The organism is Paenibacillus sp. FSL M7-0896, from assembly GCF_037975415.1.
GTDB classification, from domain to species: domain Bacteria; phylum Bacillota; class Bacilli; order Paenibacillales; family Paenibacillaceae; genus Paenibacillus_AQ; species Paenibacillus_AQ silagei.
Genome location: NZ_CP150250.1, coordinates 7,520,578 through 7,534,556 on the forward strand (window position 1 = coordinate 7,520,578; position 13,979 = coordinate 7,534,556).

General features: G+C 51.5%; 14 protein-coding genes and 1 tRNA gene. 13 read left to right on the forward strand and 2 right to left on the reverse strand.

What is annotated here, in order from left to right; translation table 11 throughout:
* Positions 1-42 precede the first annotated feature (42 nt).
* The 8 genes from rapZ (at position 43) to MKY12_RS32850 (ending at position 6,906) form a co-directional block, all read left to right on the forward strand.
* Positions 43-942 (forward strand): RNase adapter RapZ, encoded by a 900-nt coding sequence (rapZ, locus tag MKY12_RS32815; protein ID WP_036690069.1) that lies wholly within the window; start codon positions 43-45, stop codon positions 940-942.
* Between the two features lie 57 nt (positions 943-999).
* The gene (locus tag MKY12_RS32820) at positions 1,000-1,941 is read left to right on the forward strand and encodes a YvcK family protein (RefSeq protein WP_200869550.1); all 942 of its coding nucleotides are present in this window, start codon (positions 1,000-1,002) and stop codon (positions 1,939-1,941) included.
* Between the two features lie 18 nt (positions 1,942-1,959).
* Positions 1,960-2,889, forward strand: a complete 930-nt coding sequence (gene whiA / locus MKY12_RS32825; RefSeq protein ID WP_036726258.1) for a DNA-binding protein WhiA — start codon at positions 1,960-1,962, stop codon at positions 2,887-2,889.
* A 97-nt stretch (positions 2,890-2,986) separates the two neighbouring features.
* Complete coding sequence (locus tag MKY12_RS32830; protein ID WP_036690075.1) at positions 2,987-3,256, forward strand: HPr family phosphocarrier protein; 270 nt, start codon at positions 2,987-2,989, stop codon at positions 3,254-3,256.
* Between the two features lie 76 nt (positions 3,257-3,332).
* Positions 3,333-3,875 (forward strand): GNAT family N-acetyltransferase, encoded by a 543-nt coding sequence (locus tag MKY12_RS32835; RefSeq protein WP_339252793.1) that lies wholly within the window; start codon positions 3,333-3,335, stop codon positions 3,873-3,875.
* Positions 3,876-3,969: 94 nt separating this feature from the next.
* Positions 3,970-4,725, forward strand: a complete 756-nt coding sequence (locus tag MKY12_RS32840; protein ID WP_339312226.1) for an SIMPL domain-containing protein — start codon at positions 3,970-3,972, stop codon at positions 4,723-4,725.
* 273 nt (positions 4,726-4,998) lie between these two features.
* Positions 4,999-6,096 (forward strand): DUF4163 domain-containing protein, encoded by a 1,098-nt coding sequence (locus MKY12_RS32845; RefSeq protein WP_339312227.1) that lies wholly within the window; start codon positions 4,999-5,001, stop codon positions 6,094-6,096.
* A 57-nt stretch (positions 6,097-6,153) separates the two neighbouring features.
* On the forward strand, positions 6,154-6,906 hold the full coding sequence (locus MKY12_RS32850) for a GDSL-type esterase/lipase family protein (protein WP_339312228.1): 753 nt from the start codon (positions 6,154-6,156) through the stop codon (positions 6,904-6,906).
* 87 nt (positions 6,907-6,993) lie between these two features.
* Here the strand turns inward: MKY12_RS32850 and clpP are convergent, their stop codons facing one another.
* Positions 6,994-7,590 carry an ATP-dependent Clp endopeptidase proteolytic subunit ClpP gene (gene clpP / locus MKY12_RS32855; protein ID WP_036690083.1) on the reverse strand — a complete coding sequence of 199 codons (597 nt, stop codon included), beginning with the start codon at positions 7,588-7,590 and terminating at the stop codon, positions 6,994-6,996.
* Between the two features lie 193 nt (positions 7,591-7,783).
* Positions 7,784-7,858 (reverse strand) — tRNA-Arg (locus MKY12_RS32860).
* A 292-nt stretch (positions 7,859-8,150) separates the two neighbouring features.
* Between MKY12_RS32860 and MKY12_RS32865 the strand changes: the two genes are divergently transcribed.
* The 5 genes from MKY12_RS32865 to gpmI all read left to right on the forward strand — a co-directional run bounded on the left by MKY12_RS32865 (position 8,151) and on the right by gpmI (position 13,974).
* Complete coding sequence (locus MKY12_RS32865; protein WP_339312230.1) at positions 8,151-9,203, forward strand: sugar-binding domain-containing protein; 1,053 nt, start codon at positions 8,151-8,153, stop codon at positions 9,201-9,203.
* A 116-nt stretch (positions 9,204-9,319) separates the two neighbouring features.
* The gene (gap, locus tag MKY12_RS32870; RefSeq protein WP_036690087.1) at positions 9,320-10,330 is read left to right on the forward strand and encodes a type I glyceraldehyde-3-phosphate dehydrogenase; all 1,011 of its coding nucleotides are present in this window, start codon (positions 9,320-9,322) and stop codon (positions 10,328-10,330) included.
* 132 nt (positions 10,331-10,462) lie between these two features.
* Positions 10,463-11,644: a phosphoglycerate kinase gene (locus MKY12_RS32875; RefSeq protein WP_339312232.1), complete on the forward strand. Its 1,182-nt coding sequence runs from the start codon at positions 10,463-10,465 to the stop codon at positions 11,642-11,644.
* A 27-nt stretch (positions 11,645-11,671) separates the two neighbouring features.
* Positions 11,672-12,427, forward strand: coding sequence for a triose-phosphate isomerase (gene tpiA, locus MKY12_RS32880; protein ID WP_036726267.1), 756 nt, complete (start codon positions 11,672-11,674; stop codon positions 12,425-12,427).
* Between the two features lie 2 nt (positions 12,428-12,429).
* Positions 12,430-13,974 carry a 2,3-bisphosphoglycerate-independent phosphoglycerate mutase gene (gpmI, locus tag MKY12_RS32885; protein ID WP_339312234.1) on the forward strand — a complete coding sequence of 515 codons (1,545 nt, stop codon included), beginning with the start codon at positions 12,430-12,432 and terminating at the stop codon, positions 13,972-13,974.
* Positions 13,975-13,979 lie beyond the last annotated feature (5 nt).

Below are 13,979 nucleotides of genomic sequence, written 5' to 3' on the forward strand. Positions count from 1 at the left end.
ACCGGAATTATTCATATACTAATCATAGGGAGGGATGCTGTAATGACCGACCTCGAGCAAACCCTGCCCGCCCATGCCACCCTGATTATCATTACAGGCATGTCGGGTGCGGGCAAGACGATTGCCGTGCAGAGCCTGGAGGATCTGGGGTTCTTCTGCGTGGATAATCTTCCGCCTGTACTAATCCCGAAATTCGCTGAGCTGATTGAGCAGTCCAAGGGTAAAATCGCCAAGGTGGCGCTGGTCATCGACCTTCGGGGGCGGGAATTCTTCACCGCCCTGTCGGAGTCTCTGGCCTACATCAAGGACGAGTCAACGATCGGGTGTGAGATCCTTTTCCTGGACGCCACAGATTCAGTGCTTGTACAGCGTTACAAGGAGAGCCGCAGGCATCATCCGCTTGCTCCGAAGGGCATGCCGCTGGACGGCATCCGCATGGAGCGCCAGATGCTGGAGGAGCTGAAGAATTCAGCTACCCTGTGTCTGGATACCAGCAGCATGAAGCCGGTTCAGCTCAAAGAAAAAATAGTGTCACGCTTCTCCCACCTCGGGAAAAGCACCCTCTCGGTTAACATTACTTCGTTTGGATTCAAGTATGGGATTCCGATTGATGCTGACCTGGTGTTCGACGTCCGCTTCCTGCCTAATCCGCACTATGTGGATCAGCTGCGGCCCAAGACAGGCCAAGACAACGAGGTGTACGACTACGTAATGAAATGGCCTGAAACGCAAGAATTCCTGACCAAGCTGCTGGATATGCTTCAATTCCTTATTCCGCAATACCGCAAGGAAGGCAAATCCCAGATTATTATCGGCATCGGCTGTACGGGCGGCAAACACCGTTCGGTAGCCATCGCCGAATACCTGGGCAAAATGCTGGGGGTTAGCGAGACGGAAGCGGTGGCAGTCAGCCATCGGGACTCCGAACGCGACCGGCATTGATGAGAGAAGGGATGAATAGTGGCTGAAGAACAAGGACAGCGTCCAAAGATCGTCGTGATGGGTGGCGGGACCGGACTCTCGGTGATGCTCCGGGGGCTGAAGGAGAAGCCGCTGGATATCACGGCGATCGTAACTGTCGCAGATGACGGGGGAAGCTCCGGGATTCTGCGCAGTGAGCTGCAGATGCCGCCGCCCGGGGATATCCGCAACGTACTTACGGCTATGGCTGACGTTGAGCCTCTGATGGCACAGATTATGAAGTACCGCTTTAGCAGCGGAGAAGGCTTAGCCGGGCATAGCCTGGGAAATCTGATTCTGGCTGCACTGACTGACATCTCCGGGGACTTCGTTACAGCAGTCCGGGAGCTTAGCCGGCTGTTCGCCGTTCGCGGCCGGGTGCTGCCTGCGGCCGGAGAGGCGGTAATCCTGCACGCCGAGATGGCGGATGGAACGCTGATTACCGGTGAATCCAAAATCCCGGAGGCGGGAGGCGTAATCAAGCGCGTATTTCTGGAGCCGGTGGATGTGGAGCCGCTGCCGGAGGCGCTGGAGGCTATCCGCAACGCAGATGCTATTCTGCTCGGTCCGGGCAGTCTGTATACCAGTATTCTGCCGAATCTGCTGGTGCCGAAGCTGGCAGAAGCCGTGGTAGCTTCCGAGGCCATTAAGATTTTTGTATGCAATGTAATGACCCAGCCGGGTGAGACGGATAATTACACGGTTAATGACCATCTACAGGCCGTATATGACCATATCGGGCTGCATCTGTTCGATTATGTGATCGTCAATGACGGGGAGATCCCGGAGCAGGTGCAGATCAAATACGCCGAGAAGGGTGCCCGTCCGGTACAGCTTGACCGTGAGGCCGTGGACGGCAACGGGTATAAGGTGATTGCTGACAAGCTGGTATTATTTAAAACCTATTTGCGGCATGATACAGATAAGCTCAGTCACCATATTTTCCAGCTGGTGAAGGATTGGATTGACAGAAAGAGTTAAATGAAAGAGGTGAGCCCCTTGTCTTTTGCGGCCCTTACCAAAAAAGAGCTGACGATGGTCGAGAGCCAGCCCTGCTGCGAGAAAGCGGAAATGTCAGCGCTGATCCGAATGAATGGTTCGGTGCAGCTTTCGAGCAAAAAGGTGGTTCTCGACATTTCGACGGAGAACGCCGCGATTGCAAGGCGGGTATATTCTTTGCTTAAGAAATATTACCAGGTCCATATCGAGCTGCTCGTGCGTAAAAAAATGCGTTTGAAGAAGAATAACGTCTATATTGTAAGAATCCCGAACCAGGTCCAGGAGATCCTGAAGGATCTGCGGATTGTCTCTGAGGGCTTTATTTTCACGGACGGGATTGATGAGGAGATTGTCGGCAAGAACTGCTGCAAGCGTGCCTATCTGCGAGGGGCCTTCATGGCCGGCGGTTCGGTCAATAACCCGGAGGGCTCTTCGTACCACTTGGAAATCGCTTCCATGTATGAGGAGCACTGCAAGGCGCTCGTTGAGTTGGCTGGTGAATTTCACCTGAATGCCCGCTGCATAGAACGCAAAAAAGGCTTCATCCTATACATCAAGGAAGGCGAGAAGATCATCGAGTTCCTCAGTCTGATCGGCGCCCATCAGGCGCTGTTCAAATTCGAGGATGTGCGGATCATGCGCGATATGCGCAACTCGGTCAACCGGATTGTGAACTGCGAAACGGCCAATCTGAACAAGACGATCAGTGCGGCGGTACGCCAGATTGAGAACATCAAGCTGCTGCAGCGCGAGGTGGGTCTGGAAAGCTTGCCGGATAAGCTGCGGGAGGTGGCCGAGATCAGACTGGCGCACCCGGATATTAACCTCAAGGAAGTCGGGGATATGCTGGGCGGGACGGTCAGTAAATCGGGTGTGAACCACCGTTTGCGCAAAATTGATGAGCTGGCGGACAAGGTCCGCGGCGGCTGATTATTTTTTTTCTAGTGCGGTATGCGTTATAATGATATAATATTATAAAATTAATGTGAAATTTTTGGGCAGATCTCAAATAGGGGGTAAGCGTTTCATGACAAAGCACCCGGTAGTTGTTCGGTTGAAGACGGGGCTCCATGCTCGGCCGGCAGCATTGTTTGTGCAAGAAGCTAATAAGTTTTCGTCGGAGATTTTCGTGGAAAAAGACGATAAAAAAGTGAACGCCAAGAGTATCATGGGCATTATGAGCCTTGCGATCAGTTCCGGTACGGAGATTCATATCAGCGCAGACGGTGCAGATGCGGAACAGGCTGTAACCGCTTTGACCAGTCTGGTAAGCAAGGAAGAGCTCGAGAATCAATAAATGCTACATGGTCTAACCAAAAGCCCTTAGGGGCTTTTTTTCATATCAGCTTTAGAGGATAAGGAGAGGTAAGCGGATGCAGATTCAAGACGGTGAAGTATCATTAGTTGAGCCTGCTGAGGCGCTCAGAGAGCCGTATTTAGCCTTTTATGAGGAGTGGAAGGCCAGCGGGGAGCCGTTTGTGCCCTGGGTAACAGAGATGGACCCGGCTGACTTTGGCGGTATGATTCAGACTCTTCACGGGTATGCTCGTGGTACAGATATACCGGACGGCTGGGTGAGCAGTTCAACCTTCTGGCTGGTGACCACGGACAAACGGGTAGTGGGGGCTGTGAACATCAGGCACCGGCTGACCGAAAGGTTGCTCCATTCTGGCGGGCATATCGGTTACGGCATCGTCCCTTCTGCACGCAGACAAGGCTATGCCAGTGAGCTTCTGAAGCAGGCTCTCCTGAAGGCCGCTGAACTGGGTATCGAGCAGGCACTCGTAGTCTGTGACTCCGTCAACACCGCATCGGAACGGACAATCCGCAGGAATGGCGGTATCGAGGATAGCGAATATATAGAGGAGGACGGAAATGTCATCCGCCGGTTCTGGATCGGGACGGGGAACAAATAAAAAATAAATATCGTACATCGCTCATGCAACTTTTACCATGCTGTCCCGTCTAGAGGGTAATAACACTTAAACGAATCGAAAGGGGATGGCAAGCATGAGAAAATGGGGTAAATCGATTGGATCAGTTCTGCTGGCAGCTAGCTTGATGATTGGAGGAATGGGGTTGAGCGGAGTGCTAAAGGGTCCTGAAAAGGCTTACGCCGACGAAGTACAGAAGAATGTGGTGAACGTGGTAGGCAAAGGCGAGCTGTCGATCAAACCGGATATCGCGTATCTCTCCATCGGCGTAACGACAACTGCCGAAACTGCGCAGGAAGCACAGAAAGGCACAGCCGCGAAGGTCTCCAAGCTGACCGCTTTGTTCAAGACCACTTGGGGCATTGCAGACAAAGACATTCAGAGCACCCAGTTCAACGTACAGCCTAACTACACTTACAGCGAGAAGGACGGCCAGAAGGTAAAAGGCTATAACGCCCAGCACACGCTAGAGGTCTCTTACCGGGATCTGACAAAGGTTGGACAATTGCTGGACGCTGCCTCTGCGGCTGGAGCGAACAACATCGGCAATGTGCGGTTTGCCATTGAAGATCCATCGGCCTTTGAAGCACAGGTAATCGAGAAGGCTATGCAGAATGCAGATGTCAAAGCAGCGGCTATTGCCAAAGCAGCCAAGCGCGGACTGGGTCAGGTAGTCACTGTCATTCAGAGCGATGACGGGAATCATCCGGTGGTCTACGCTGAAGCAGCCTCCATGCAAAAGATGTCCATGGATAACAATGCTGGCAGCTCCGTTGAGCCCGGGCAGGTTAAGGTCACTACCCAATTGAGTGTAACGTATGAACTGAAATAAACGTTTCGCAAGAGGCGCTTGCTCTGCTGTTATAAGCAGGGCAGGCGCTTTTTATAATTATATAAATGAATATATATGCATATGTGAGCTATCGAAAGCTCTCAATTTGTTTAAATTGAGGTGACAGGATCTTTAGATAATCACGGCAAACCTTAAGAAACTGTAAAGCGGATTGTAACATCCCCCGCTAGTTCTTTTACTATAATAGGAACAGTGATACGGAAGAACACACATCATGACTAATCATACCACCAGGTGGAAGGGGAAATAACAATGAATTCGAACTCTAAGAAATACATCAGCAAATGGGGTGCGGGAATGCTCGCCGCAGGAATCCTGCTGGGAGGAACAGGAATAATCCATGCAGGCATCACTGAGGCCGCTCCGGCAGCCGCTCAGGTCAAAGCCAAATCCTCATCTATAGTGCTGAAGGTTAACGGGAAAAGTACAGCCCAGACGGGCCTGCTCCAGGAAGGAAAGGTATGGGTGCCGGTAACCTTCCTGCGCGATGCGCTGGGGATGCCGCTCTCTTATGATAAAGCGGGGAAGACGTACACCATCGGGACAGGAACTGCTCAGACAAGGCTGACGATCAATGATTATGGCATTTCTGTTATGGTGAACAATTATTATGTCGGTGAAGGCAAGCAACTGAATAACCGGCTGTATGTTTCGTCTGAGCTGCTTAGCGATTACTTGGGCTACAAAGTAGACGGGGGCGCAGCAGCAGGACGGCTGAATGTTATGAAGAAAGTGCAGAATGCGGTAACCATCAAAACAGTGAGCTATGTGAAGGATCATAAGGATGCGCCTATCCGGCTGGATTATCCGCAGGTCAGCGGCCTGGCAAGTGCAGAAGCAGAGAAGGCAATCAATGATAAGATTAAGCAGACCGTTCTGAACTATGCGAAGGATGCTGAAGATCAAATCTCCAAGCGGTCGAAGGATGACCGGCCGTATGAATTCGAAGGCGGTTATGTGATCACGTATAACCAGGATGGCGTGCTCAGCCTAATCACCAATCAATACGGGTATACCGGCGGTGCCCATGGGATGACTTACCGCAATGCGTTCACCTTCTCGCTCAAAGACGGGAAACGTCTGTTGCTGGGCGATCTGTTCGGTGCCAACCCTAATTACAAGAAACAGCTCAATGCCAAGCTGGCCACCGAGATCAAAGCTAACGGAGGATATCTGGGCGGGTTCAATGGACTGAATACCGAGAAGTACTTCTATCTGAAAGATGGCAAAGCGGTGCTCTTCTTCCAGTTATACGAATACACGGCATATGCCGAGGGCTTCCCGGAATTCAACTTCAGCTTCAAGGAACTCCTGCCGGATGGAAGCAGTCCGTTCGCGGCGCTGAAATAATAAAATAATTATCCAGATGCCCTTGCATCTCTTCAGGGAGACTCAGGGGCATTCTTCATGCACAACCCTTCATTCATCCACGGCCTAATCAGCCTGCCCTGCCGTTACCACTTCACCCGGATAGTCATAAGCTATAGAAGGCAAGCAGCTTATAACGGGGAGGGGAAGGTTATGGTCTATGCTTATACAGCGATCGGGGATTCACTTACAACCGGCTTCGGGGCGCTGCCCGGGAACGGCTTCGTCCCCGTCTACCGCCGGATGGCGGAAGGGAGGCTGGGTACACCAGTGGTACCGGCGAATCTTGGCGTCAACGGTCTGACCACCGGGGGGCTGAAGCAACGGCTGAGGAGCTCGAATGTCTACCGGGCGGCGGTGAAGGATGCGCAGATCATTACGCTGTCCATTGGCGGCAACGACTTGATTAAGGCAGCCCGGGCAGCCGGGCCCCGGCCCGGTGAATTCCAGGGCTTACTGCAGCAGGCGCTTAGGGACTGCAAGCGTAACTACAGCGACATCATGGGTAGCCTGACACAGCTCAAAGCAGGTTCCCGCAGCCCCTACATCATCCGGATGGTAGGCCTGTATAATCCCTACCCACAGGTGAATGAAGCAACAGAGTGGGTGCGGGAGTTCAACCGCTATGCAGCAGGCTACAGCAGCAATAACGTAGGGTTTGCTTCGGTATACCATGAATTTGCCGGTAATGAGCGGGGGCTGCTGTTCCTGGACCATATTCACCCGAACGGCAGAGGCTACCGCGTAATTGCAGGCAAGCTGGATGCCCTTGGGTACGGGAGCTTAAGGTAGGCAGCAATGGCTGGGCATAAGAAAGAGGCTGTAACGGGACCGGACCGGTCTGTTACAGCCTCTTTGTGTATTCATTGGAGCAGGTACTTATACGCCTGTTGGCAGAGTCTTCTCAATTACCTTGTCCACGATACCGTATTCAGCAGCGTCTGCAGCGCTCATAAAGTAGTCGCGGTCAGTATCCTTCTCGATCTTCTCCAGCGGCTGGCCTGTACGCTCGGACAAGATGCGGTTCAGCTTCTCACGCAGCTTGATGATGCGGCGGGCGCGGATCTCGATATCCGAAGCCTGCCCCTGCGCACCGCCTAGCGGCTGGTGAATCATGATCTCGCTGTTCGGCAAGGCAAAGCGCTTGCCCTTGGCGCCGGCATTCAGCAGGAACGCTCCCATGGAAGCGGCCATACCTACACAGATGGTGGATACATCCGGCTTAATGTATTGCATTGTATCGAAGATGGCCATACCCGCTGTGATGGAACCGCCTGGGCTGTTCACATACAGGTGAATATCCTTATCCGGGTCCTCGGCAGCCAGGAAGAGCATTTGTGCGATGATGGAATTGGCAACCACGTCATTAACCTCCGTTCCAAGGAAAATGATGCGGTCCTTCAGCAGGCGGGAATAGATGTCATAAGCGCGCTCACCGCGGTTGCTCTGTTCTACTACCATAGGAATATAACTCACGTGGAAAACCTCCTTGAAATTGGTGCTTCGAATGTGTTCATTTTTTACTGTTACCGTATTAACCACATGATAAACAAATTCAAACAAAAAGTCAAAGAAAGTCAAACTTACTTTCAAAAAAAAGAGCCCTCAAGCGGCTCATTGGTTAAATATAATATAATCGGAACTAAATTATGTACAAGCTTGAAAAAAATGGCGCGCCCGCCAAGAATCGAACTTGGATCTCAGGCTTCGGAGGCCTACGTCATATCCATTGGACCACGGGCGCAACAGAAATTATTATAATATACTTCTCGGATAAAAGCAATGCGTATTAGGCATCCTGCGCAAAAATAGTTTTCTCTGCCTCCATTAATAGAGCCGGAAATGCGCCTCCTGCCAGCGGGCTGCCGAACAAGCCCATGTATAAGATGAAAGCGGGCTGAGAATTATAGTCTCGGAACACTTGCACTCGGCGTCAGTTTTGGGTAGAATATGGGTGGGACTTAAAAAGTTAACCCGGGACATTTTGAGACCACGAACAAGGGATAAGAGAAAGACGAAGTTGCAGGAGTGAAAGCATGCGTAATCTATTGGAAATCCAAAAGCAGCTTCTGCCTGATCTCATGGAAACCCTTAAGAGACGGTATACGATTCTACATCAGATCATGCTGTCCGATATTATTGGGCGCAGGACGTTAGCCGCATCGCTTGATATGACCGAGCGGGTGCTGCGCGCCGAGACGGATCTTCTGAAATCGCAGGGGCTCATTGAGATCGAGAGCGTCGGTATGCGCATTAGCGATGCCGGTCGCAGACTGCTTGACCTGCTGGAGCCGGTCGCCAAGAGCCTATTCGGCCTGGATGATCTGGAAGAGAAAATTCGTACAACGTACGGTCTCACCAAAGTCATTGTGGTACCTGGCGATTGTGAGACATCGCCGTTCACCAAGCGTGAGCTGGGGCGCGCAGGCTCCAAGGCACTGCTCAGCGTACTGCGCAGTGACGATACGATTGCCGTCACAGGCGGATCAACCCTGGCCGAGATGGCCGATCAACTGACCCCGCCGCTATCCCTTTCCTATAAGAACGCCTGGGTTGTTCCGGCGCGCGGAGGACTGGGAGAGAGCATGGAGATACAGGCCAACACCATTGCTTCAACCATGGCCAAACGGATTGGCGCCAATTACCGTCTGCTACATGTGCCCGATCTGCTTAGCGGAGACGCTTATCAGTCGCTTGCGCAGGACTCCAATATTGGAGAGATTGTACAAATTATCCGCAGATCGCGTATTATTGTACATGGAATAGGTGATGCCATTGAAATGACCCACCGCCGCAAGCTGGACTCCGGGACGATCTCAGAGATTCAGGGCGAGGGTGCTGTAGCCGAATCCTTCGGATACTATTTCAATGAGAATGGCGAAGTGGTTCACACTATGCTGACCATGGGGCTGCGCCTGGAAGACATTATCCGTACAGAAGTCGTTATCGGTATTGCCGGAGGCAAACGCAAGGCGAAGGCCATTCATGCGATGCTGCGGTTCGGTCAAGAGGATATTCTCGTCATCGACGAGGCGGCGGCTGTCGAAATCGGCAAGGAAATCGACACACAGCTACAAAAGGCCCTATAGATTCCATTAAATGGGGCGCGCGTAAAGGGTTTATGCATTATACTTAACATTGTTGTCTTGACGAGCCTCACGGCCTGTCTTGAATAAATAAAACGAACTCTAGGAGGAACTATTCAATGAGTGTAAAAGTTGGTATTAACGGTTTTGGACGTATTGGACGCCTTGCATTCCGCCGTATTCAAAATGTAGAAGGTATCGAAGTGGTAGCGATCAACGACTTGACTGACGCTAAGATGCTTGCTCATTTGCTTAAATATGATACAACTCAAGGTAAATTCCAAGGCGATGTTGAAGTGCATGACGGCTTCTTCAAAGTTAACGGTAAAGATGTAAAGGTTCTGGCGAACCGCAACCCTGAAGAACTTCCTTGGGGAGAGCTTGGCGTTGATATCGTTCTGGAATGTACTGGTTTCTTCACAACTAAAGAAGCCGCTGAGAAGCACCTTAAAGGCGGAGCTAAGAAAGTAGTTATTTCCGCTCCAGCTACAGGCGACATGAAAACTGTTGTGTACAACGTTAACGATGACATCCTTGACGGTTCCGAAACAGTAATCTCCGGCGCATCTTGCACAACGAACTGCCTGGCTCCAATGGCCAAAGTCCTGAACGACAAGTTCGGTATCATCGAAGGCCTGATGACTACGATCCACGCTTACACAGGTGACCAGAACACTCTTGATGCTCCACACGCAAAAGGCGACTTCAGACGCGCCCGCGCTGCTGCTGAGAACATCATCCCTAACACTACCGGTGCTGCTAAAGCCATCGGCCTGGTTATTCCAGAACTGAAGGGCAAACTTGACGGTGCAGCACAACGTGTGCCTGTAGCTACAGGTTCCCTGACTGAGCTGGTTACTGTTCTGGATAAGAGCGTAACTGTTGAAGAAATCAATGCAGCCATGAAGGAAGCTTCTGACCCAGAAACTTACGGCTACACTGAAGACGAAATCGTATCTTCCGACATCAAGGGTATGACTTTCGGTTCCCTGTTCGATGCAACTCAGACTAAAGTACTGACTGTTGGCGACAAACAGCTGGTTAAAACTGTTGCTTGGTATGACAATGAAATGTCCTACACTGCACAACTGGTTCGTACTTTGGAGAAATTCGCTAAGCTTGCTAAATAAGACCGATTTCATATAAGAAGTACAATAGAGCGGAAACAAGGAAAGTCTGTTTCCGCTCTTTCTAAATGAACTGGATTCGCGTGAAATGGCTTTGTGAAGGAACCAATTTTGGGTGTGGAGGAAATGTTAATCATGAACAAAAAAAGTGTCCGTGATGTAGAAGTAAAAGGCAAACGCGTATTCGTGCGTGTAGATTTCAATGTGCCAGTGGAAGACGGCAAGATCACTGATGATACCCGTATCCGCGAAACCCTTCCAACAATTAAATACCTGATTGAGAACGGTGCAAAGGTCATTCTGGCCAGCCATATGGGCCGTCCTAAAGGCGAATTCGTCGATTCCATGCGGTTGACTTCCGCTGCAGTCCGTTTGTCTGAATTGCTCGGCAAACCGGTAGCCAAGGCTGATGAGGCCATTGGCGAAGCTGTAAAAGCGAAAATCGCTGAACTGAACGATGGCGATGTGCTTGTGCTTGAGAATGTCCGTTTCTACAAAGGCGAAGAGAAGAATGATCCTGAACTGGCTAAGCAGTTCGCTGAACTGGCTGACCTGTTCGTCAATGACGCATTCGGCGCAGCTCACCGTGCCCATGCTTCGACAGAAGGAATCGCTCACTTCCTGCCGGCAGTATCCGGTCTTCTGATGGAGAAGGAATTGTCCGTTCTCGGCAAGGCGCTTTCTAACCCGGAACGTCCTTTCACGGCCATCATCGGCGGTTCCAAGGTGAAAGACAAGATTGACGTTATCGACAACCTGCTGAATCTGGCTGACAATGTACTGATTGGCGGCGGCCTCTCCTACACGTTCACCAAGGCTCAAGGTCACGAAATCGGTAAATCCCTGGTAGACAACGACAAGATTGATGCAGCGCTTGGATTCATCGAGAAGGCCAAGAAGCTGGGCAAGAACTTCGTGCTTCCGGTTGACGTTGTAGTCGCTGACAAGTTCGGTGCAGATGCCAACACCAAGATTGTAGATGCAACCGAGATCCCTGCAGACTGGGAAGGTCTGGACATCGGTCCTAAGACCCGTGAAATCTATGCCGATATTATCAAAAACTCCAAGCTGGTTGTATGGAATGGACCGATGGGCGTATTTGAAATCGACATCTTCGCTGAAGGTACCAAGGCTGTGGCTCAGGCTTGTGCTACTACCGAAGGCTACACTGTTATTGGCGGCGGCGATTCCGCTGCGGCTGCTGAGAAATTCCACCTCGCAGACCAGATGGATCACATCTCCACTGGCGGCGGCGCATCGCTCGAGTTCATGGAAGGTAAGGCTCTTCCAGGTGTAGAAGCACTGAACGACAAGTAATACCGAAGAGGGAGGCAATACATCACTATGAGTAGAACACCTATTATTGCAGGCAACTGGAAAATGTTCAAAACCGTTCCGGAAGCCGAAGGCTTCATCGCTGAAATCAAAGGCCAGGCGGAAGTGGCAGGCGTAGAGACTGTAATCTGCGCGCCATTCACGAACCTGCCTGCACTGGTTGCAGCGGTACAAGGCACTACCATCAAAATTGGTGCACAGAACCTGCACTTCGAAGATAACGGCGCTTATACAGGTGAGATCAGCGGCGTAATGCTGAAGGATCTTGGTGTAGAGTACGTTATTATCGGCCACTCGGAACGCCGTGCTTATTTCGGTGAAACGGACGAAATCGTCAACAAGAAGATGCATGCGGCCTTCCGTCACGGCATTACTCCAATTGTCTGCGTAGGCGAAAAGCTGGAAGAGCGCGAAGCTGACCAGACTAAGGACGTATGCAAGGTGCAGACTGAAGCGGCATTTGCCGGTCTTAGCGCAGAGCAGGCAGCAAGCGTAGTTATCGCTTATGAGCCGATCTGGGCGATTGGTACAGGTAAATCCTCCACTTCCCAGGATGCTAACGAAGTTATTGCTTATATCCGTACCCTTGTTAAAGGCCTGTACGATGAAGCAACGGCTAATGCAGTCCGTATCCAATACGGCGGCAGCGTGAAGCCTGAGAATGTAACGGAGTACATGAGTCAAAGCGACATCGACGGCGCTCTCGTCGGCGGTGCCAGCCTGCAGCCTGCTTCCTTCGTTTCACTCGTTGAGGGGGCGAAGTAAGAATGTCAGCTCCAAGACCTGTAGCACTGATTATCATGGACGGCTTCGGACTGCGGAACACGGATGAAGGCAACGCTGTTGCCCAAGCCAACAAGCCGAACTACGACCGTTACCTGAAGCAATATCCGAATACTACGCTTACCGCTTGCGGTGAAGCTGTAGGTCTGCCGGAAGGCCAAATGGGTAATTCTGAAGTAGGGCACCTTAACATTGGTGCCGGCCGGATTGTATATCAAGACCTGACCCGTATCGACAAGTCGATCCGTGACGGAGAATTCTTCGATAACGAGACGCTGGTGGCTGCCGTAAGAAGCGCTAAGTCAACCGGCAAAAAGCTTCACCTCTATGCACTGGTATCCGATGGCGGCGTACACAGCCACATCAATCACCTGTTCGCCATGCTCGATCTGGCCAAAAAAGAAGATCTGCATGAAGTCTATATTCATGCCTTCATGGATGGCCGTGACGTACCACCCGACAGTGGACAGAAGTTCATTCAGGATCTGGTCGCCAAGATTGAAGAGGTTGGCGTAGGTACGATTGCTACGGTATCCGGACGCTACTTCGCGATGGACCGTGACAAGCGCTGGGAACGTGTAGAGAAGGCTTATCGTGCAATGGTATATGGGGAAGGCCCTAAATATACCGATGCCCTTCAGGCCATCACTGCATCCTACCAGAATTCTGTGTTCGATGAATTCGTGGAGCCAAGTGTAATTGTGGACAGCCAGAACAACCCGGTAGCGACCGTGGAGAGCGGCGATTCCGTCATTTTCCTTAACTTCCGTCCTGACCGTGCCATTCAGCTGTCACAAGTGTTCACGAACTCGGATTTCCGCGGCTTCGACCGTGGTCCGAAGTTCCCGGAGAACCTGCATTTCGTATGTCTGACAACCTTCAGTGAGACGGTTCAAGGCTTCGTGGCTTACTCCCCGAAAAACCTGGACAACACGCTCGGTGAAGTGCTGGTTCAGCAGAACAAGAAGCAACTGCGTATTGCAGAGACCGAGAAGTATCCGCATGTAACCTTCTTCTTCAGCGGCGGACGCGATGAGGAGCTTCCAGGCGAGACCCGTATCCTGATCAACTCGCCGAAGGTGGCAACCTATGATATGAAGCCAGAGATGAGCGCTTACGAAGTGGCGGCGGCCTGCGTAGCGGAGATCGAGGCGGACAGACAGGATGCCATTATCCTGAACTTTGCTAACCCTGATATGGTAGGACACTCCGGCATGCTGGAGCCTACAATTAAGGCAGTCGAAGTAACGGACGAATGCGTAGGCAAGGTTGTGGATGCTTTAGTTGCCAAGGGCGGCGTTGCTATTATCATTGCCGACCACGGAAATGCTGATATGGTATTCGATGAGAACGGACGTCCGTTCACAGCCCATACCACCAACCCGGTACCGTTCATCGTCACCACTGAAGATGTAGTTCTGCGCGAAGCTGGTATTCTCGCAGATGTGGCACCGACAATCTTAGATCTGATGGGACTTCCGCAGCCTGCGGAAATGACCGGACAATCCATGATTGCCAGCCGCAAATAAGCAAG